The following is a 20,729-nucleotide window of genomic DNA, read 5'->3' as shown; positions in this document are numbered from 1 at the left end:
ATAAATATTCGACAATTGAGAAAGGAAGATGTATCACATGGAAACTGTTACATTGTTGGTGATCATAGCCGTCGCCATCATTGCATTATCTGTATTTTTCAGCTTCTTCCCGCTGATGCTGTGGATTACAGCCATATCTTCGGGGGTACGTGTCGGAATTATTACACTTGTCGCTATGCGTCTTAGACGTGTTATTCCAAGCCGAATTGTAAATCCGTTGATCAAGGCGCACAAAGCTGGTCTGGGTCTCAGCATTAACCAATTGGAAAGCCATTACTTGGCAGGCGGTAACGTTGACCGGGTTGTCAACGCGCTAATTGCCGCGCAGCGCGCGAATATCGATTTGATTTTTGAAAGAGCAGCAGCGATTGATTTGGCCGGCCGCGATGTATTGCAAGCGGTGCAGATGAGTGTCAATCCGAAAGTGATCGAAACGCCGGTCGTTTCCGCTGTGGCGAGAGACGGGATTGAAGTAAAGGTTATTGCTCGGGTGACGGTGCGTGCAAACATCGACCGCTTAGTCGGGGGTGCTGGTGAGGAGACGATCATCGCCCGTGTCGGTGAAGGGATTGTTACCACTGTCGGTTCCGCAGCCAGTCACAAAGAAACGTTGGAAAATCCAGACTCTATTTCTAGAACTGTACTGGATAAGGGACTTGATTCCGGAACTGCCTTTGAAATTTTGTCGATTGATATTGCAGATGTTGATGTAGGTCGAAATATCGGTGCTCAGCTGCAGACGGATCAAGCGGAAGCGGATAAGCAAATCGCTCAGGCAAAGGCGGAAGAAAGAAGGGCGATGGCGGTTGCGCTGGAACAAGAAATGACGGCCAGAGTGGCAGAAATGCGCGCGAAGGTGGTCGAAGCGGAATCGCAAATTCCTCTAGCGATGGCAGAAGCGCTCAAGCAAGGGAATATGGGCGTAATGGACTATATGAATTACAGGAACATTGATGCCGATACGCAAATGAGAAATTCGTTCGGAAATATGAGCGGTACGAGCGATCGGGATAATAAGGACCTCGGTGAATAATGATGGAAAGCCTCTTGGATTTAATCGTATCCAATATCGGCTTCGTGATCGTAGCCTTGGTCTTCGTGTACAGCTTTTTTAAAGGAATGGTGAAGTCCGGTACGAATCAGACGAAGCGCCAGCCTAGAACTCGGCAAGGAATGCCTTCGTTTGGCGGGCAGCCGCCTCATGCACCGAAGCGCCAACGTGTGGAGCGCCCATCTGTACAACAAGCGAAGATGCAGTCGGAACGGCCTCGTCCATCGAAGCAAGCGATAAGCGAGACTGTACAGAAAAAGCCGGAACCGTCAGCTCGAATGGCCACGACAGCACGTACCGTGCAGATGTCTAATTCGATGATCAATAAACCGAGAAAGGCTGGTCCGCCTGTGAAGCGTACCATGTCCGTCAAACCGGATCCGGTTCAGGGAATGATGTGGGCGGAAGTTTTTGCACCGCCAAGAGCGAAGCGCCCCTACGGTAGAAATCGTATTTAATTGATGGATTGAAATCTCAACCTTCCATGCTGGAGGTTCAGACTGTGGAGATATTTCTCCGCAGTCTTTTTTTGCAGAAAAGCTGTTGAATTTCACTGATGCGATCTTGGATGAAGCCAAGTTTCATTGCTCTAATCACCATATAACCACCGTTCCAGCAGTACGATTTTCCAAATGAGGATTACTGATCAGCTTTATGAGCGAACCGTCGTCAACAAGCCTATGACCGGTTCCAAAAGGAGAATCCCCATAAACAGACTCAGCTGCGACTCATATTTTATGGGATGCGAGCATATGGTGTAAGAGCCTGTGAATTCTCCCTTTCATAGCAAAATCAGGGTAAGCCATAAACGATATAGGAGGCTATTCTACTCATGCTCGGCCTAAATCGGAAGCTAAAAAAATGGACAGCAAATGTGCTGGATTTGCCCAAGGATGTGGTCTTCGACCTTCCTCGAATTACGATGATCGGCAATATGCAGCTGTATATCGAAAATCATCGGGGAGTGCTCCATTTTTCGCCTGAGCAGCTGCAGCTTAAGCTGAGTACGGGAACGATGGAGATCAAAGGAACAGGACTGGTGATTCGAGCTATTTTAACGGAAGAGGTGTTTATCGAAGGCACCATTGACGATATCCGTTACGTTCAAGCTTAACTTTTATAAAGCGATAAGGGGGGCGTGTGACGTGCAATCCGGTTTCTTAACTTATGTGCAAGGTTCGGTTGAAATTGAAGTGCGCAAAGGAAAACAAGAGCAGTTTATTAATGAACTGACGCATCGAAACATTAAAATATGGAATGTACATAAGCGGCCATCTGGAGAAATCCGGATGTCCTTGTTTGTGAGCGATGCAGCCAGGCTCCGGCCGCTGTTAAAGCAGACAGGCTGTCGCATGCATGTGCTGAGAAGAGACGGGCTTCCGTTCTTGCTGAAAAAAATTTGGCGCAGAAAGGTACTAGCCCTCGGCATTCCGCTGTTTTTAGCGGGCATTTACATTTTGACCTCGTTAGTCTGGGGCGTTCATGTGACGGGAAATGATAAGATATCGGAGCAGCAAGTGCTCCAGGCGGCTAGAAAACATGGAATCTATAAATATCAGTGGTCTTTCAAATTGGACGAACCTGAAGCTTTGTCCGATGCGCTGATGCAGGAGCTGCCCGGTGTGTCCTGGGTTGGCGTTCGCAAAGAAGGCACACAAATTTATATTGAGGTGGTGGAATCGGCGCTGAAGGAGGAAAAGCCTCTGAAAAATCCAAGGCACCTGATCTCGACCTCCGATGCCGTGATTACTGAAATTTTCACGGAAAGAGGCGTCCCGAAGGTTGATCCCAATACGCGTGTTAAAAAAGGAGATGTGCTCATATCCGGAGTACTGGGCGACGAGGAGAACCAACAAATTGTCGTGGCGGAAGGAAAGGTAAAGGGGTTAGTTTGGCACGTCATGCATATTGAAGTTCCTTTGACCTCAAAAACGAGAAATTACACCGGAAATATGATACAGCGCAATTATGTGGTGTTCGGCAGCCGAGGCCTGAAGGTCTACGGATACGGAAAAACGGAATTCGAGAAATCGGAGGCAATACGAGAGATCGAGAGATTCTCCATCTTTGGATGGGAGCTTCCGATCGGTTGGATGAGCGAGAAGGTGATGGAGGCCGAATGGACGACGCAGTCCAGAACGGTTGAAGAGGCGAAAACAATCGGTTTAAGTCAGGCGGAGCAGAGACTGCTGGCTAAGGCAGGCGAAGGCGCGGTCATTCATAAAACAAATATTTTGCATGAAAAGACAGACAGTGGTAAAGTTTATATGAAAGTACTGTTCGAAGTGGAACAGAACATTGCTCAGGAGCAACCGATAATCCAGATCAATCAAGGAGAATGAGGCCTGTTGGTTGAACAACAAAAAACAGTAAAAATCGAACTTAAGAATACCTCGGAAGGCTTGTCGCTTTTCGGACCAGGGGATAAATATCTGCATATTATCGAGCAGCAGACCGACGCCAAAATATTAACCCGCGATGGGGAAGTTGTAATTCAAGGCACTTCTAACGAAACCGATTCTCTGCAGCAGCTTTTTGAAGTGCTGTTGGAATTGATCAGAAATGGATATACGATCAGTGAGAGAGACGTGCAATACGCACTAGAGTTGTCCAAAACGTTTCAAGCGGATCAGCTTCTCGATTTGTTCAAAGAAGAGATTACAAGTACGTTCAAGGGAAAATCAATTCGCGTTAAAACGATCGGACAAAGACATTACATTACGACCATTAAAAAGCAGGACATCGTTTTTGGGATCGGACCGGCAGGTACCGGTAAAACGTACTTGGCCGTCGTGATGGCTATTGCTGCTTTGAAGGAAGGCAAGGTCAAAAGAATCGTCTTGACCCGGCCTGCTGTCGAGGCGGGTGAAAGTCTAGGCTTTCTGCCTGGAGATTTGCAGGAGAAGGTCGATCCTTATTTGAGACCGTTGTATGATGCCCTTCACGATGTGCTCGGACTTGAGCAAGTGGCCAAGTTTATGGAGCGGGGAATCATCGAAGTGGCTCCGCTTGCTTATATGAGAGGCAGAACGCTGAATGATTCTTTTATTATTTTAGATGAAGCGCAGAATACAACACCGGAGCAGATGAAAATGTTTTTGACTCGTCTCGGTTTTGGATCGAAGATGGTGATCACCGGCGACATCACTCAAATCGATTTGCCGAAGGGAAAAAAGTCCGGTCTCGTAGAGGCGGAGCGTATTCTTCTCAGCGTGGAAGAGATCGGATTCATCTATTTCTCTGAGCAGGACGTTGTTCGGCATTCACTAGTACAAAAAATCATCACTGCATACAATACGGATGCATTAAAAGATGGATAAGAGAGGAATGACTCTCCCATGATTGCGAAAACATCATCAAATACGTCATCGAAAGCGAAATGGTCCATAAAAATGCAAGGCTGGCAGCAGAATAGAATGGTGCGAGCCGTATTTTACATCTTACTAATCATCTTCTTTTATGTGACTCTAGCCAATCCGGTAATCCCTCCGACCTATAATATTCAAGAAGGGACACGAAGCGAAAGCGACATTCTAGCCCCAAGACAGCTTCTGGATACAGAGGCGACGGATAAGGCGATGAAGGAAGCTGTGGCGAAGGTTCAGGATGTCTATACGACGATTCCCGTCAGATCTACCGATCTCATTGAAAGCATTTACGATAAGCTGGAGACGATTAATGGGGACGAGCAGTTCACGAGCGCGGAAAAGGTGAAAATTTTCCAAAGCTTTTTCCCAAGCGAGTTTAATGTGTTCGTGAATCGAACGATTGTGAATGTGTCGGACAGACCTCAGCTGAAGGCAGAGGCAGAAAAAGAGATCATTGAACAGCAGTATAGGCTGCCGGAGGAAGTATACTTCAAGCTTCCTAGAGCTTCTGTAGATCAAATTGCGGACATGGAGAACGTGACGAAGGATATCGTCTCAAAGCTGGCTAGCGATGCCTTGCTGGATGCAACAGCGGCTAGATCGAAGGTGGCTGAGCTCGTCAACGCATCAGATTTATCTTCGACGACTGCGCGGGAAATTGTTCAGGAAATTTCACGATTCGTCATGATCCCGAACCGATTCTATGACGAGCAGGCTACAAGGGAAGCGGAAGAAGAAGCGAAAGCCAGTGTTGAACCGATCTATTATCAAAAAAACGATGTATTGGTCAAAGCCGGAGAGGTCATTACACCGGAAAAATACAAGCAGCTGTCTGATCTCGGATTGACGAATGCAGAAGATAATTTCTGGTCGGAATTAGGACTCTTATTTATTGTCCTGCTGTTCGTCGCGGCGATCTATATGTTTAATCGGCAGAGCAAGCTGCCGATCAGTACAAACAACAATCAACTGCTGATGCTGACGCTGATTTATATCATCACATTGGTGTGCATGAAAATTGTGCATATGGGTCAAAACCTGGAATATCCCTATATCGGCTTTCTCGCGCCGGTAGCGCTTGGCAGCATGCTCATTTCGGTATTGCTGGATCATCGTCTGGCATTTGTCTCCGTCTTGATCATGAGTATTGTGTCCAGCATGATGTACAACCAAGATTCGGGACAAGCTATATTTGATTTTCGATTTGGTCTTGTTTCTGCCGTGGTCGGTCTTGTTTCGGTTTTTGCGATTAATAAAGCAAGCCAGCGTTCGATTATTTTACGAGCGGGCTTATTGGTTTCGTTGTTTTCGATCATTGCGATTACAGCGCTGCTGCTGCTCCATAATGATTACACGACGAAAGATGTTATTATGTCCTACGTATTCGGTGGCGCCAGCGGATTGCTGACTGCAGTGCTTGTGATCGGTCTCCTGCCTTTCTTCGAGGTCACCTTCGGCATTTTGTCGCCGCTGCGACTCGTTGAATTGTCGAATCCGAATCACCCCTTGCTTCGCAAGCTGCTGACTGAAACTCCTGGGACGTACCATCACAGCGTCATGGTAGGCAACCTGTCGGAAGCCGCCGCTGAAGCAATCGGAGCGAACGGTTTGCTCTGCAGAGTTGGTTCATTCTATCATGATATCGGTAAGACGAAGCGTCCGAGCTATTTTATTGAAAATCAAGGAAGCATGCAGAACCCGCATGACCAGATCGAGCCAAGCTTAAGCAAATCGATTATCGTCGCTCATGCGCGTGACGGTGTCGAAATGCTGGAGGAGTATAAAATTCCGAAGCAAATCTGCGATATCGCAGGCCAGCATCACGGCACAACGCTATTAAAATATTTCTATCATAAAGCAATCAAGATGCAGGAAGAGCTTCCGGAAGAGGAACGCGAGGAAATCAAGGAGGAAGACTATCGCTACCCTGGTCCAAAAGCGCAGAGCAAGGAAGCAGCGGTAGTGGGCATTGCGGATTGCATCGAAGCAGCTGTCCGTTCGCTGCGAAATCCGACGATCGAGCACATTGATTCGATGGTCGATAAAATAATTAAAGATCGTTTAGAGGATGGACAGTTCAATGAGTGCGATTTAACGCTCAAAGAACTGGATACGATTGGGAAATCACTGAAGGAATCACTGCTGGGCATTTTCCACTCTCGTATTGAGTACCCGGAAATGCCGGATAAATCCAAGGCAAAGGGAGAACATGCGTCATGAACGTGAGCTTGGAATGGAGCAACGAGCAAGATGTTTATGAAATTACAGATCCATTCATTTCGAAGCTGAAGCAGCTGCTGGAGATCACAGCTGAGATGGAGGGGCTGGAGTCCGGAGAAGTGGACCTTACTTTCGTCGACGATGAGACGATCCATCGGCTGAACAAAGAATATCGGGGCATCGATCGTCCTACCGATGTGCTTTCGTTTGCGATGAGAGAGAATTTGGACGATGATTTGGACATTGTATTTGAAGAAGAGTCGCCTTCGGAAATGCTGGGGGACATCATTATTTCGGTTCCAACGGCGCTTGCGCAAAGTGAGGAATACGGCCACTCCGCGGAGAGAGAGCTAGGCTTTCTGTTCGTTCACGGACTGCTGCATTTGCTCGGTTACGACCATGACGGAGAGGACCAGGAGAAGGTGATGTTCTCAAAACAGGAGAGCGTACTCCTGCAAGCGGGATTAACCAGATGAATCCATGGCGCAAAAGCGCAGTGAAAAGCTTCACGTTCGCTGCGCAAGGGATCGCTTTTACACTCCGAACGCAGCGAAATTTGCAGCTGCATTTCATCGCAGGGCTCGGAGTGGTGATTCTATCTTTTCTCTTAGGCGTCGGCACGAGCCAATTATGTTTGCTGATCTTGGCGATGGCGATGGTCATTGCTTGCGAATTGTTGAATACGGCGGTGGAATGCATCGTAGATTTAGTTCAACCGGAATTTCATCCTTTAGCTAAAGCTGCAAAAGATACCGCTGCGGCCGCTGTTCTTGTATCAGCGGTCTTTGCTGTATGTATAGGCATTCTGATCCTGCTGCCTGAAATCGTTCACGCATCGGATGGGGGAACGCCGCTTTGGAGGTGGCTCGTTATGCTTCTTCTGGGAGCCGCTTATTTCGGGGGATTGTTGTACAGTGCTTGGTATAAACTGACGAATAGAAAAGCAGAAGAACATCAAAAAAAGGAGTGATCCATGGTGAACAGTCTGCAGAGTAAGCTTATCGAAGCGGCGAAAGAAGCAAGGGAGAGAGCGTATACTCCGTATTCGCAATTCAAGGTAGGGGCGGCGCTTTTGTCTCCATCAGGCAAAATATATTACGGCTGCAACGTGGAAAATGCCGCTTATGGACCGACGAATTGTGCAGAGCGAACGGCGTTGTTCAGTGCGATTGCCGATGGTGTTCAGCCTAAATCGTTTCAAGCCATGGCTGTCGTTGGCGATACTGAGCAGCCCATTACACCGTGCGGGGTATGCAGACAAGTGATGGTGGAGTTGTGTTTGCCGGACATGCCGGTATTTTTATCGAATTTGCGAGGGAATGCTGCGGAGACGACAGTAGCGAAGCTGCTTCCCGGCGCTTTTGAGTTAGAGATGTGACAACAACGGAGGGAAAACATGAGCCAAACTTATAAATCCGGATTTGTATCGATTATCGGCAGGCCGAATGTAGGTAAATCCACACTTATGAATCAAGTCATCGGACAAAAAATCGCGATTATGTCCGATAAGCCGCAAACAACACGTAATAAAATTCAGGGCGTGTATACGACGGATCACGCGCAGATCGTTTTCATCGATACGCCAGGCATACATAAACCGAAATCGAAGCTGGGAGATTTTATGATCAAGGTCGCCCAGGGCACGCTCAACGAAGTGGACGCCGTACTGTTTATGATCGACGTTTCACAAGGCTTGGGTGCCGGCGACAAATTTATCATTGAACAGTTGAAAAACATTGACACCCCTGTGATCCTTGGTCTGAACAAAATCGATCAAGTGCATCCGGAAGAGTTGCTGCCGATCATTTCACAGTACAAGCAGCTGTATGATTTTGCGGAATTGGTTCCACTATCCGCGCTGCAGGGAAGCAACGTTGAAACACTGCTGCAGCAAATTATTCGCTACATGCCGGAAGGGCCTCAGTACTATCCGTCGGATCAAGTTACGGATTATCCGGAGCAGTTCATATGTGCAGAGCTCATTCGAGAAAAAATACTGCATTTAACCCGTGAGGAGATTCCGCATTCGATCGCGGTCCAAATCGAGGATATGCGGGTAAAAGAGAATGGACTTGTTGAAATATCAGCGGTGATTTTCGTGGAGAGGGACTCTCAGAAAGGGATTATCATCGGGAAAAGAGGCGCTCTGTTGAAGGAGATTGGCCAGCAGGCTCGGCATGATATTGAGCACTTGCTCGGTTCAAAAATCTTTCTAGAGCTGTGGGTTAAAGTGAAAAAGGATTGGCGCAATCAAGATGCGGTACTGCGGGATTTAGGATTCCGCAACGATTAGATTCAAGCTGTATGTTTCGGCCGAGTCTATATCGTCATTTGATTTAAATCACCTGTTCGATTTGCTTCCGCGATATGCATGCCACTTATTGCATGGGATAGTTGAAGGGCGAAGTTCGCATCCTACTCATATAAGATCAGATATTGGAAAATGTTCTATTATGAACCCACATCATTATCTACATCGAAAGGGTTGAATACGAATGCGAGACTTTTCGTGGAAGTATTTTATGAAGACTGGAGATGTGGATGCATATCTATTGTATAAGCAAATGAATGAACAAAACGGGCAGGAGGAAGTGTTCCAACAGGCTTCCGTAGAAGAACTGCCTGAGTTGGAGCAGGAACTATAATTTTGATCATGGGAAGAGAGAAGCGGTGTTATGCTGCAAAGGGCTGAGGGCGTTGTAATCAAGTCATTTGATTACGGTGAGGGGAACAAAATTGTCAAATTGCTGACAGAAACCGGAAAGGTGACGGTGATGGCCAAAGGTGCTAAAAAGGTCAAAAGCCGCCACTCCGCGGTTGTACAGATGTTTACACATGCTGACTTTGTTTTCTATAAATCTGGGGACATGGGTACATTAAATCACGGGGAAACCATCCAATCCTTTCATGCGCTAAGAACGGATCTGTATAAATCGGCATATGCAGCCTATTTGGCCGAAATTACAGATCGTCTGATGGAGGAACAGGAAGGCAGCTCCGCAATATTTCATCAGTTAATTGCCGGATTCGAAGCTCTTGAAGCTGACAAGGATCCGGTTATCGTGATGCAGACCTATGAATTGAAAATGCTTCATTTAGCAGGCTATGCGCCGATTTTCGATACGTGTGTGTCGTGTGGAGCGAAGGAGCGGCTGAGCTACTTTAGTCCAGGGATGGGTGGGGCCTTGTGCACCGATTGCCAGACACAGGATACGTACCGCATGCCGGTGGACGATAAGGCGCGGAAGCTGCTGTACATGTTGCAAAGACTGGATTTGAAAAGGCTCGGAGAAACGAACGTATCAGACGGCACGAAACAGCAAACACAGCAGTTGTTAAGGCGGTTTATGGATACGCATATTCATATCAAATGGAAGGCTCGATCGTTTTTAGATCAAATGAAGGAGTATGGGATATAAGTGTGTCGATATTTGAAGAACGATATTATTTGCAAAGATTGAAAAAATGGTCGGCACATGCTAATATATGAGAACATCAGCATATTGCCATGCGTTGAGGGAAAAGAGTATCTGTATACGAGCAGTTCAGCGAGTCGGGGATGGTGAAAGCCCGATCGATCGATACAGAGAAGGGCATTCCTGAGCATGAAATCGGAAAGTGGGCTTCTTCTCCGTTCGAAGGTTTCGTTGACAGAGAGGAGTCAAATAGGGTGGAACCGCGGGAGCAGCCTCTCGTCCCTATGCCTTTGTTCAGGCATAGTTGGACGGAGGCTTTTTAGGCTGCATAAAGAAGAAACATATATGAAAAGGAGTGAAGGTCTTGAATTTTCAAGGGATGATCTTGACCCTGCAGGACTATTGGGCGAAGCAAAACTGTATTATCGTACAGCCTTATGACGTAGAGAAAGGTGCAGGCACGATGAATCCGATGACATTTTTACGGAGCATCGGCCCGGAACCGTGGAACGTAGCTTACGTGGAGCCATCCCGGCGTCCCGCAGACGGAAGGTACGGTGAAAATCCAAACCGTCTGTATCAGCACCATCAATTCCAAGTCATTCTGAAGCCTTCGCCGGATAACGTGCAGGAGCTGTATCTGGACAGCTTGAAGGCATTAGGTATCGATCCGCTGGAACATGACATCCGGTTTGTCGAGGATAACTGGGAATCACCGACGTTAGGTGCTTGGGGCTTAGGCTGGGAAGTGTGGCTGGATGGTATGGAAATTACACAATTCACCTATTTTCAGCAGGTCGGAGGCATTGACGCAAACCCGGTCGCGGTTGAAATTACGTACGGCTTGGAACGTCTTGCTTCTTACATTCAAAATAAAGAGAATGTGTTCGATCTAGAGTGGGTGGACGGCATTACTTATGGTGATGTTTTTCATCAGCCCGAATATGAGCATTCCAAATATACGTTTGAAATCTCGGATACGAAACTGCTGTTCACATTGTTCAATATGTACGAAGAAGAAGCGAAAAAGACGATGGAGCAAAATCTGGTTTTCCCAGCATACGACTATGTGCTGAAATGCTCTCATGCCTTTAACCTGCTCGATGCTAGAGGAGCGATCAGCGTAACAGAGAGAACCGGCTACATCATGAGGGTACGCAACTTGGCTAGGGAGTGCGCTGCGGTTTATTTGCAGGAGCGGGAGCGTCTCGGATTCCCTCTACTCAAAAGCAAAGGAGAGGATGGACGTGGCTAAAGATCTGTTGTTAGAAATCGGAATGGAAGAGGTTCCTGCTCGATTTGTGCGGGGAGCGATGGAACAGCTGACAGAACAAATTAAGAAATGGCTGGACGAATCCCGCATTTCATATGAGGAACTTTCGAGCTACGCCACTCCGCGCCGAATTGCTGTACTGGTGAAGGCAGTGGCTGAAAAGCAATCCGATATGACAGAAGAAGCGAAAGGCCCAGCGAAGAAAATCGCTCTTGACGAACAGGGAGAATGGACCAAGGCGGCTCTTGGATTCGCTAGAGGACAAGGCGTGGAGCCTTCTGCTCTATTTTTCAAAGAGATGAACGGTGTGGAATATGTTTATGCGAATAAAAGCAGTGTTGGACAATCCACCATCAGTGTACTGCCCGAAGGAATGAAGCAAATCATTACGTCTTTGCACTTCCCGAAGCATATGAGATGGGGAAGTCATGATTTGCGTTATGTTCGGCCGATCCGCTGGTTAGTATGCTTATTCGGACAGGAGATCGTTTCTTTTGACATTACCGGTGTGGCTGCTGGGAATGTGTCGAACGGACACCGTTTCCTGGGAAATAAAGTGACCTTGTCTGAAGCAGGGCAGTATGCAGATGCATTGAAAGAGCAATATGTCATCGTCGATGTGGAAGAACGTCAGCAAATGATCTTGAACCAGATTCATGAGCTTGCTGCGAAGCAGCAGTGGAACATTTCGATTTCCGAGGATTTGCTGGAGGAAGTATTGTTCTTGGTCGAATATCCGACCGTGCTGTATGGAGGCTTCGAACCGGAATTTCTAGATATTCCGAAGGAAGTGCTGATCACATCGATGCGGGAGCATCAAAGATATTTCCCGGTATTGAACGACAAGGGAGAACTGCTTCCTTACTTTGTCACGGTTCGTAACGGAAACGATCATAATCTGGAGCAAGTATCCAAAGGGAACGAAAAAGTACTTCGTGCGCGCCTGTCCGACGCTAGATTCTTCTATCTGGAGGATCAGAAGCTCGCTATCGAGACTGCGCTGCATAAACTGGATAAAATCGTGTTCCACGAGGAGCTCGGCACGATTGGCGACAAGGTTCGCCGCATTAAGATGATCTCTGAGCAAATCAGCGAATTGCTGTCGTTGGACAGCAAGAAGAATGAACAGGTGAAGCGCACGGCTGCAATATGCAAATTCGACTTAGTTACTCAAATGGTCTATGAATTCCCTGAGCTGCAGGGCGTGATGGGGACGGACTACGCACTGAAAGCCGGAGAGGAGCCGGAGGTGGCCCGCGCGATTTTCGAGCATTATCAACCTCGCTTCTCGGGAGATGAGGCTCCTGCCTCGATCATAGGTGCAGTGGTCAGTATTGCGGATAAACTCGACACTTTGACCGGCTGTTTCTCGATCGGCATTATTCCGACAGGATCACAAGATCCATATGCGCTGCGCAGACAAGCTGCAGGGATTGTTCAAATTATTCAGGCGCATGATTTGCAGCTGACATTATCCCAGCTGTTCAGCATTTCGATGGCCGTATTGAAGAAGAGCGGGCTGCTCAAAAGAAGTGAAGAGGAGATTCATAAGGATTTGATGGATTTCTTTGCGCTCAGAGTGAAGAATGTACTGAATGAATTTACTCGGTATGACGTGGTCGATGCAGTACTGGCCGCCGGCTGCGAGCACATTGGTTCAACGATCCGCAGGGCGCAGGCGCTGGATGCGGCTGTTCATACCGATGGAATGAAAGAGACGGTAGAATCGTTTAATCGGGTGCACAATTTGGCGGCGAAAGCCGAACATCAACAAATTCAACCCGCGCTATTCGAGCACGATGCGGAGAAGCAGCTGTTCGAAGCATGGAAGGACCAGGAAGCGGCATATACTGCCGCGCTTGCTTCCGGGCAAGAACAGGAGGCCCTGCAGCGTATCAGCAGCTTGAAGCAGCCGATTGAAGCTTTCTTCGATCAAGTGATGGTCATGGCGGAGGATACGGCTGTTCGCCAGAACCGTCTGGCTCTGCTAAAGACGATTTCCGTTGCTTTCGAACAATTCGCAGACTTTAAAAAACTAGTGTGGTAATGACGGATATGAAGAAAAAATGCCTTAAGGTTTATGTCATATCTGACTCGGCGGGTGAAACGGGGGAGTCGGTGGTCCGAGCGGCCGCCGCTCAATTCCATCCGGTTCAATTGGAAATCACCAGATTCCCGTTCGTTGAATCTAAGACGGCTGTAGACCGTGTCGTTCAATTAGCGAAAGATACGGATGCGGTCATCGCCTTTACACTCGTTATTCCGGAGCTGAAAAACTATCTTCTGCGAAGGGCGTATGAATACGGCATGAGTTGTATTGATGTGCTGGGCCCTGCAGTAGACATGTTCGAACAGCGGTTAGATCAGGAATCAAAGCACGTACCGGGCATTATTCACAGATTGGACGAGCAGTATTTCAAAAAGATCGAAGCCGTGGAATTCGCCGTTAAATATGATGATTGCCGGGATCCGAAGGGGATTCTGAAAGCAGATATTGTACTGGTCGGCGTATCGAGAACTTCAAAGACACCGCTGTCGATGTACTTAGCCAATAAAACATTCAAGGTGGCCAATGTACCTCTCGTTCCAGAAATCAGTCCCCCGGAAGAGCTGTTTATGGCCAAGCGCCACAAAATTATCGGCCTTAAAATCAGCTCAAAAAAGTTAAACGCCATTCGCAAAGAAAGACTCCGGTCACTTGGATTGGGGCAGGATGCCGCATACGCGCAAGTGGACCGAATCGAACGGGAGCTCGTTTATGCGAAGGAATTAATGGAGCGCCTAGGTTGTATTGTGATCGACGTATCCGATAAGGCGGTAGAGGAAACGGCATCGATCATCCAGGAATGGCACTATCGAAACCATTAAACCGTACATCGTGATGCAGATCAGATGCTTCGTTGGTCAGAAATGACATTTATGAAAACTGGCAGGATTTTTTTTCATGTTCGCGTATATAATATTAGAAATTGCAGGCAGAAACGGAGTAATGGGCTATGTCTGAGGAGATTGTCATTTACGTAGATGCCGATGCATGTCCAGTCAAGCAGCAAATTATTTCCGCGGCGAGAGACATGGGCGTAAAGGCCGTGTTCGTATCGACGATTGACCATCATTTGGATCACGGCGGCGGAAGTGAGACCATTCACTATGTACAGCTGGACCGTGCATTTCAATCGGTGGATATGTATATTGCCAATCAGATCAGGCCAGGCCAGCTTCTCGTTACACAAGATTTCGGACTCGCAGCGATTGCCCTTGGGAAAAGGGCAGTTGTTGTTTCTAACCGAGGAGAGCAATATACATCGGAAAATATCGACTATTTGCTGGCAGTGAGGCATTTAAATGCGAAAAAAAGAAGGGGCGGGGGCAAGACGAAAGGTCCAAAAGCCATGACGGATGCGGATCGAAAAATTTTTCTACAAGCTTTGACAAACATTTTGCGTATTTTGCAGGAAAAATAGGCATGGCATCGAATAATAAAGTGTGCATATTGAAGGTGAGCTGATATGAACAGCGGAATGATTCCGGAAGAAACGATTCGAGCAGTGCTGCAAGCTATCGATATTGTAGATGTGGTAGGCCGTACGGTTTCTTTGTCCAAATCCGGCCGAACGAGCTATAAAGGCTTGTGTCCGTTTCATTCCGAGAAAACCCCTTCATTCCATGTGAATCAAGAGAAGCAAGTTTACAAATGCTTCGGCTGCGGCGCTGGCGGAGACGCCATTCGATTTGTAATGGAAGTGGAAGGCTTATCGTTTCCCGAAAGCGTGGCGTTCTTGGCAGAAGAAGCGGGAATACCTGTGCAATGGGACAACAAGGCCTCGGAAGATACCCCAGAGCAAAGAGAAATGCGCATGTGGCTTGAGGCGTATGAATTGACGGCCAAGTTCTATGAGGCGGTGTTAAACGGTACAGAACAGGGTAAACCGGCTAAGCAATATTTAGTCGAACGCGGCTTCACGGACAAAATGATTCGCACCTTTCGAATCGGCTTCGCTCCAGCCTTCTGGGATAAGCTCTCACAGGTATTGGAAAGTAAAGGATATAACTTATCCTCATTGGAGCAGGGCGGATTGGTTCGCCATGGAAACAATGGTTATCTGGATTTATTCCGGGAACGAATTATTTTCCCGATTCACAATCATCAAGGACGAATTATTGCTTTTGCAGGCAGGGTGCTGCATTCAGACCAACAGCCCAAATATTTAAATACACCGGAAACGAAACTTTTTCATAAGAGCAAGGTACTGTACAACCTGCATCAAGCTCGGCCGTATATTCGGAAGAAAAATCAAATTGTGTTGTTTGAAGGCTATGCTGACGTCATTAAAGCATGGGAAGCGGGGGTTGACAACGGCGTTGCAGCCATGGGAACATCTTTAACTTCCGAGCATGCATCCATGATGAAGCGCTATGCAGCTGAAGTCATTCTTTGCTATGACGGAGATGAAGCGGGACAGAAGGCAGCCTATAAAAATCTGCAGGTGCTGGAGCAATCCGGTCTTCATGTGAAAGTCGCGATGCTTCCGCCGCGGATGGACCCCGATGAATATATCATGAAACATGGAAATCGGACTTTTATGACTGAAATTATCGGGTCCCCGCTGACATCGACGCAATTCAAGCTGCAATGGTTTAAACGAAAATACAATTTGAATCAGCCAGACAGCAAGCTTGCCTATATTCGTTCTTCACTGCATATTATATCCCAGCTGCAGGCTCCAAGTGAGCGTGAACTGTATCTCAAAGAGCTTTCTCGAGACTGCGATATTGAAATCGCAACATTAAAGCAAGAAATGCATGAAATGAGGCAGGAAAACCAAAAAAAACAGCGAATTGGGGATAATATACAAAAACCGTGGAATAATGTAATGAATGATAGGAAGAGTACTCCTGCTGCGCTGAAACCGGCTTATTATCATGCCGAAAGAAATCTTTTATACCTTATGATGCACAGTCGGGAATTGACGCTGGAAGTTCAAGAACAGCTTGGAGACCAGTTGAATGTAGAAGTGCATGCGGCATTAGCCGCTTACTTATATGCTTACTTTGCTCAGAACAGCGAAGCCGATGTGAGCCGGTTTGTTTCCACGCTCCAGGAAGATGAGTTAGTCAGAACGGCCAGTACAATCTTGATGATGGAACCCGGACCTGAATACTCTCCTGAAATTATAACCGAGTATATACGTACGATTCAAATCGTGCCCAAGCAAAAATGGCTCGAACAAAAAAAGCAGGAAATGCTGCAGGCGGAAAAAATCGGCGATGTAGCTAAAGCAATACAATTAGGTAGCGAAATTATAACCCTGGAAAGACAGCTGAAAGATCATAATAAAGACAGACAGTAACGACTTTCCGGGGAGGAGGGAGTTGGATTATGGCTAACGATCGGCATACAGAGATGGAACCGGAACTGACTCTGGAACAGGTGAAGGACCAATTAATCGAGATCGGCAAAAAGCGCACGGTGTTAACCTATAAAGATATCATGGAGCGGCTTAGTCCGTATGAGCAGGATCCCGAGCAGATCGATGAGTTTTTCGAAGCATTGGCCGAGCAAGGGATTGAAGTAGTGAATGAATCCGATCGAATGAATCGTTCGGATGACGACGAGGATGATGAATCAGACGAATTTCATCCTGACGACGATCTTTCGCTGCCCCCTGGAATTAAAATTAACGATCCCGTGCGCATGTATTTAAAAGAAATTGGTAGAGTTCCGCTGCTTTCCGCTGAAGAGGAAGTTGAACTTTCCAAGCGCATAGAGCTGGGTGACGAAGAAGCAAAACGCAGATTGGCCGAAGCGAATCTGAGACTGGTTGTCAGCATCGCCAAAAGATACGTTGGCCGCGGAATGCTGTTCTTGGATCTGATCCAAGAGGGCAATATGGGCCTCATCAAAGCCGTTGAGAAGTTCGATCATACGAAGGGCTTCAAATTTAGTACTTATGCAACCTGGTGGATCCGGCAGGCGATTACAAGAGCGATTGCGGACCAAGCCAGAACCATCCGGATTCCTGTTCATATGGTGGAGACGATCAATAAGCTGATTCGCGTGTCGAGGCAGCTGCTGCAGGAGCTGGGTCGTGAACCAACCCCGGAAGAAATTGCAACCGAAATGGAGCTTAGTGTAGAGAAAGTGCGGGAGATTATGAAAATTGCGCAAGAGCCCGTGTCTTTGGAAACACCGATTGGTGAAGAGGATGACTCTCACTTGGGAGATTTCATTGAGGATCAAGAAGCGCTTGCTCCATCTGATGCCGCAGCCTATGAACTGCTCAAGGAACAATTGGAGGATGTGCTTGATACGCTAACGGAACGGGAGGAAAATGTCCTTAGACTCCGCTTTGGTCTGGATGACGGGCGTACTCGTACACTGGAAGAGGTTGGCAAGGTATTCGGGGTTACGAGAGAACGGATTCGCCAAATCGAGGCGAAGGCGCTGCGCAAATTAAGACATCCGAGCCGCAGCAAGAGATTAAAGGATTTCCTCGAATAATCCAATAGAAACGGCGTTGACCGTATATGGATTGAAGAATCTAAGATGAAAAAACCTTTCTGCTTGCAGTAAGGTTTTTTTTCTAGAGCTAGCCCGCGGATGTCGGGAGGAGGGCAACAGAGATGGATTCACAAAAGCGGACGATCATTTTAAAAGAAATAGAACATTGGAGACGAAGCAAGCTTCTTCCCGAACAATACTGCGATTTCTTATACAATTTATATGCAGATGATGAAAACGAAGGAGGCAGCACTGTACAGCGTTCCGTCAAACGCATTCAATCGAGCGGTCTAAAAAGCTGGAGTCTTGGGTTTGGCCTTGTGGGAGTGGTTCTGCTGCTGTTATTGAATTTCCGCCATTTTCCGCTGCTTGCGCAAGTCGCGATCAGCATCTGTATCGTCATCGCGTTAGGCGGATACGGGGTACATCTGCGATGGAAGAAACCGCTCGTCTCCCATGTTTTTATCGGGCTTGCATGTGTAACACTGCTTCTCATGGGAATTATCATCCTCAAGCAGCATACAGGCGGTCAAGAAGGATACCTGCTCTTGTATATTCTCCTATGCAGTATATTATGGGCTGTCTTGGGAATTGTGCTGAAAATGCCGGTATTCCACTTTTGCGGAATCATTTCATTGCTTCTGTTTTACAGCTGGATCCTGCATGGTCGAATTGAATCCGACGCGCCTTGGTATAAAATTCAAATCATGTGGCTGCCGCTGTCCCTGTTATTCATATGGATAGGCTGGCTGTTCACGACGCGTTCTAAGAAAATCGGCGTTGTTTATTTATTGGCCGGAGCGCTGCTCTGGTTTGCTCCTGAAATGTATCAAACGGCCGTACATGCGGAGGTTGGCAACTCCGTACAGATCAGTTTCATGGTTAAGCTGGCTTTTTCGGCATCGGTGTTATTTATTTTTCGTAAAAAGTGGACAGAGTGGGTTATTTCATGAACATACAAATTTCTGAAAGATTAAAAAAAATTGCATCGTTCGTTCCCGAAGGAAGCGTGCTGGCCGATATCGGTTCCGATCATGCGCTGCTTCCAATATTTTTGGCTGCACAAGAGCAAATTGCTTCTGCCATTGCAGGAGAAGTCAATGAAGGACCTTACCGTGCATCCTGTCAAAATGTCAGGCAGCATGGATTGGGAAAGGTAATCGATGTCCGGCTGGGCAACGGCTTGTCCGTCGTGCAGCAAGGTGAAGCAAGCTGCATTACGATTGCAGGTATGGGCGGAAGCCTGATCTGCACCATTTTGGAGGAAGGCAAAGACAAGCTGAAAGGCGTTCAAAGGCTTGTTCTTCAGCCGAACGTCGGCGAGGAACAGGTCCGAATTTGGCTTTTGAAGAACGGCTGGTATTTGGAGCACGAAACGATATTGGAAGAAGATCAGAAAATATATGAAATATTGATTGCGCGCCCTGCGATCTCTGCGGATGAGCTGCGGTTGAATTACCCTGTTACAGCAACCTTATCTCATCAGCTGACGCTGACAAAGGAGGAGCTGCTGTTATTCGGTCCGTATCTAGTCCGGGAGCATTCAGAGGTGTTTCTCAACAAATGGGCGGGAGAACTAAGAAAGCTGGGTCGGGTGATGGACAATATGGCCAATTCAGCTTCTGCGGAAAGCATCGAAAAGAGAAAACGCTTTGAGGAGCATTATAAGCGGCTTAAGGAGGTATGGACTTGTTTGCAAAAGGAGCAGCCGTCATCCAATTATTCGAAGAATGGGTCCCCAAGTCTTTAGCAGTAGAGGATGATAAAATTGGATTGCAGCTGGGAACGCTGCAAAAAGAAATCAAGAAGGTTATGGTCACGCTGGAAATAACCGATGAGGTGATTGATGAAGCCATTGCGGAAAAGGTCGATTTAATCATTGCTCATCATGCGATCATTTTTCGGCCTCTGAAGCATCTGCAAACCGATCAGCCCGCAGGAAAACGATACGAGAAGTGCATCAAGAACGACATTGCCGTCTATATTGCGCATACGAATTTAGACATTGCGGAGGGCGGTATAAACGACATGATGGCCGAGGCATTGGGGATATCCAAGACGAAGGTGCTGTCGGTAACGCAGACCGAACCGCTGCTTAAGCTGGCTGTTTATGTTCCAGAAGAGCACCATGACAAGCTGATGCATGCGGTTATGCAGGCGGGTGCGGGACATATCGGGGCTTACAGCCACTGCAGCTTTAATACGGAAGGCATCGGTACGTTTCTTCCGGAGGAAGGAACAAAGCCGTATGTCGGATCTCAAGGAAAGCTTGAACAAGTGAAGGAGCTTCGATTGGAGACCATCGTGCCGGAACGAAAGCTGAAGCGCGTAGTGCAAGCGATGCTGAAGGCACATCCATATGAAGAGCCAGCCTATGACGTGTATCCTTTAAAACTTGAAGGAAAACCGTTTGGCCTGGGACGTGTCGGCAAGCTGGAACAAGAAGTAACACTGCGTGAATTCAACGAGGTCGTCAAAAAGGCGTTTGACGTTCCGATGACACGCGTCGTTGGAGACTTGGATCGGATGGTTCGCAAGGTAGCTGTTATGGGAGGACAAGGCGCAAGATATATGTCTTCGGCAATATTTCAAGGAGCGGATGTATTCGTTACCGGAGATATTGACTACCATACTGCACAAGATGCGCTGGCGGCAGGAATGTGTCTGATCGATCCCGGTCATCATACTGAACAAATTATGAAATCGCCGGTTGCGGAATATTTGCACAGGCGATTTCAGGAGCAGGGCTATGCGACGGAGGTCGTGGTGTCGAACGTGCAGACGGAACCTTTTCAATTTATTTAGCATAAACTAACGGCGTAGAAAAACAATCGGCGAATTTCCAAACATTTGGACTTGTGTATTCGTACGGGTGGTTGTATACTTTCAAGGTAGTCGG

21 protein-coding genes are annotated in these 20,729 nt (G+C 47.4%); all 21 read left to right on the top strand.

Translation table 11 applies throughout. From position 1 onward, the window contains the following. Window positions 1–28 precede the first annotated feature (28 nt). The 21 genes from floA (at window position 29) to ACFPXP_RS20715 (ending at window position 20,635) form a co-directional block, all read left to right on the top strand. Window positions 29–1,033: a flotillin-like protein FloA gene (gene floA / locus ACFPXP_RS20815; RefSeq protein ID WP_379896365.1), complete on the top strand. Its 1,005-nt coding sequence runs from the start codon at window positions 29–31 to the stop codon at window positions 1,031–1,033. A 14-nt stretch (window positions 1,034–1,047) separates the two neighbouring features. Further along, on the top strand, window positions 1,048–1,509 hold the full coding sequence (locus tag ACFPXP_RS20810) for a hypothetical protein (RefSeq protein WP_379896364.1): 462 nt from the start codon (window positions 1,048–1,050) through the stop codon (window positions 1,507–1,509). A 374-nt stretch (window positions 1,510–1,883) separates the two neighbouring features. Continuing rightward, the gene (gene yqfC, locus ACFPXP_RS20805; protein ID WP_379896363.1) at window positions 1,884–2,165 is read left to right on the top strand and encodes a sporulation protein YqfC; all 282 of its coding nucleotides are present in this window, start codon (window positions 1,884–1,886) and stop codon (window positions 2,163–2,165) included. A gap of 31 nt (window positions 2,166–2,196) precedes the next feature. Further along, on the top strand, window positions 2,197–3,393 hold the full coding sequence (gene yqfD, locus ACFPXP_RS20800) for a sporulation protein YqfD (protein WP_379896362.1): 1,197 nt from the start codon (window positions 2,197–2,199) through the stop codon (window positions 3,391–3,393). Between the two features lie 6 nt (window positions 3,394–3,399). Further along, window positions 3,400–4,371 (top strand): PhoH family protein, encoded by a 972-nt coding sequence (locus tag ACFPXP_RS20795; RefSeq protein ID WP_379896361.1) that lies wholly within the window; start codon window positions 3,400–3,402, stop codon window positions 4,369–4,371. An 18-nt stretch (window positions 4,372–4,389) separates the two neighbouring features. After that, window positions 4,390–6,639 carry an HD family phosphohydrolase gene (locus ACFPXP_RS20790; protein WP_379896360.1) on the top strand — a complete coding sequence of 750 codons (2,250 nt, stop codon included), beginning with the start codon at window positions 4,390–4,392 and terminating at the stop codon, window positions 6,637–6,639. Continuing rightward, window positions 6,636–7,115: an rRNA maturation RNase YbeY gene (gene ybeY, locus ACFPXP_RS20785; RefSeq protein WP_379896359.1), complete on the top strand. Its 480-nt coding sequence runs from the start codon at window positions 6,636–6,638 to the stop codon at window positions 7,113–7,115. Before ACFPXP_RS20790 ends, ybeY begins: the two co-directional genes overlap by 4 nt. Next, entirely contained in the window at window positions 7,112–7,609 is a 498-nt protein-coding gene (locus ACFPXP_RS20780; protein WP_379896358.1) for a diacylglycerol kinase family protein, read from the top strand. Before ybeY ends, ACFPXP_RS20780 begins: the two co-directional genes overlap by 4 nt. Before the next feature lie 3 nt (window positions 7,610–7,612). Next, window positions 7,613–8,017 (top strand): cytidine deaminase, encoded by a 405-nt coding sequence (gene cdd / locus ACFPXP_RS20775; RefSeq protein ID WP_379896357.1) that lies wholly within the window; start codon window positions 7,613–7,615, stop codon window positions 8,015–8,017. A gap of 18 nt (window positions 8,018–8,035) precedes the next feature. After that, the gene (gene era / locus ACFPXP_RS20770; RefSeq protein ID WP_379896356.1) at window positions 8,036–8,932 is read left to right on the top strand and encodes a GTPase Era; all 897 of its coding nucleotides are present in this window, start codon (window positions 8,036–8,038) and stop codon (window positions 8,930–8,932) included. 202 nt (window positions 8,933–9,134) lie between these two features. Next, on the top strand, window positions 9,135–9,284 hold the full coding sequence (locus ACFPXP_RS20765; protein ID WP_379896355.1) for a YqzL family protein: 150 nt from the start codon (window positions 9,135–9,137) through the stop codon (window positions 9,282–9,284). 30 nt (window positions 9,285–9,314) lie between these two features. Then, the gene (recO, locus tag ACFPXP_RS20760) at window positions 9,315–10,058 is read left to right on the top strand and encodes a DNA repair protein RecO (protein WP_379896354.1); all 744 of its coding nucleotides are present in this window, start codon (window positions 9,315–9,317) and stop codon (window positions 10,056–10,058) included. A gap of 361 nt (window positions 10,059–10,419) precedes the next feature. Continuing rightward, entirely contained in the window at window positions 10,420–11,310 is an 891-nt protein-coding gene (glyQ, locus tag ACFPXP_RS20755) for a glycine--tRNA ligase subunit alpha (RefSeq protein ID WP_379896353.1), read from the top strand. Next, the gene (glyS, locus tag ACFPXP_RS20750) at window positions 11,303–13,375 is read left to right on the top strand and encodes a glycine--tRNA ligase subunit beta (RefSeq protein ID WP_379896352.1); all 2,073 of its coding nucleotides are present in this window, start codon (window positions 11,303–11,305) and stop codon (window positions 13,373–13,375) included. Before glyQ ends, glyS begins: the two co-directional genes overlap by 8 nt. Beyond that, window positions 13,375–14,196, top strand: a complete 822-nt coding sequence (locus ACFPXP_RS20745) for a pyruvate, water dikinase regulatory protein (protein WP_379896351.1) — start codon at window positions 13,375–13,377, stop codon at window positions 14,194–14,196. Before glyS ends, ACFPXP_RS20745 begins: the two co-directional genes overlap by 1 nt. Before the next feature lie 128 nt (window positions 14,197–14,324). Beyond that, window positions 14,325–14,792, top strand: a complete 468-nt coding sequence (locus ACFPXP_RS20740) for a YaiI/YqxD family protein (RefSeq protein ID WP_379896350.1) — start codon at window positions 14,325–14,327, stop codon at window positions 14,790–14,792. A gap of 45 nt (window positions 14,793–14,837) precedes the next feature. Continuing rightward, the gene (gene dnaG, locus ACFPXP_RS20735) at window positions 14,838–16,679 is read left to right on the top strand and encodes a DNA primase (RefSeq protein ID WP_379896349.1); all 1,842 of its coding nucleotides are present in this window, start codon (window positions 14,838–14,840) and stop codon (window positions 16,677–16,679) included. Between the two features lie 29 nt (window positions 16,680–16,708). Further along, entirely contained in the window at window positions 16,709–17,830 is a 1,122-nt protein-coding gene (gene rpoD / locus ACFPXP_RS20730; protein WP_379896348.1) for an RNA polymerase sigma factor RpoD, read from the top strand. A 122-nt stretch (window positions 17,831–17,952) separates the two neighbouring features. Then, window positions 17,953–18,783: a hypothetical protein gene (locus ACFPXP_RS20725; protein WP_379896347.1), complete on the top strand. Its 831-nt coding sequence runs from the start codon at window positions 17,953–17,955 to the stop codon at window positions 18,781–18,783. Further along, complete coding sequence (locus tag ACFPXP_RS20720; RefSeq protein ID WP_379896346.1) at window positions 18,780–19,580, top strand: tRNA (adenine(22)-N(1))-methyltransferase; 801 nt, start codon at window positions 18,780–18,782, stop codon at window positions 19,578–19,580. The genes ACFPXP_RS20725 and ACFPXP_RS20720 overlap by 4 nt, the downstream gene beginning before the upstream one ends. Beyond that, window positions 19,520–20,635 carry a Nif3-like dinuclear metal center hexameric protein gene (locus ACFPXP_RS20715; protein ID WP_379896345.1) on the top strand — a complete coding sequence of 372 codons (1,116 nt, stop codon included), beginning with the start codon at window positions 19,520–19,522 and terminating at the stop codon, window positions 20,633–20,635. The genes ACFPXP_RS20720 and ACFPXP_RS20715 overlap by 61 nt, the downstream gene beginning before the upstream one ends. Window positions 20,636–20,729: the final 94 nt, after the last annotated feature.

It is taken from the genome of Marinicrinis lubricantis (assembly GCF_042658665.1).
Lineage (GTDB): Bacteria > Bacillota > Bacilli > Paenibacillales > KCTC-33676 > Marinicrinis > Marinicrinis lubricantis.
The sequence above is the reverse complement of the archived record's forward strand: the minus strand, read 5'-3'. Positions and strand labels throughout refer to the sequence as shown.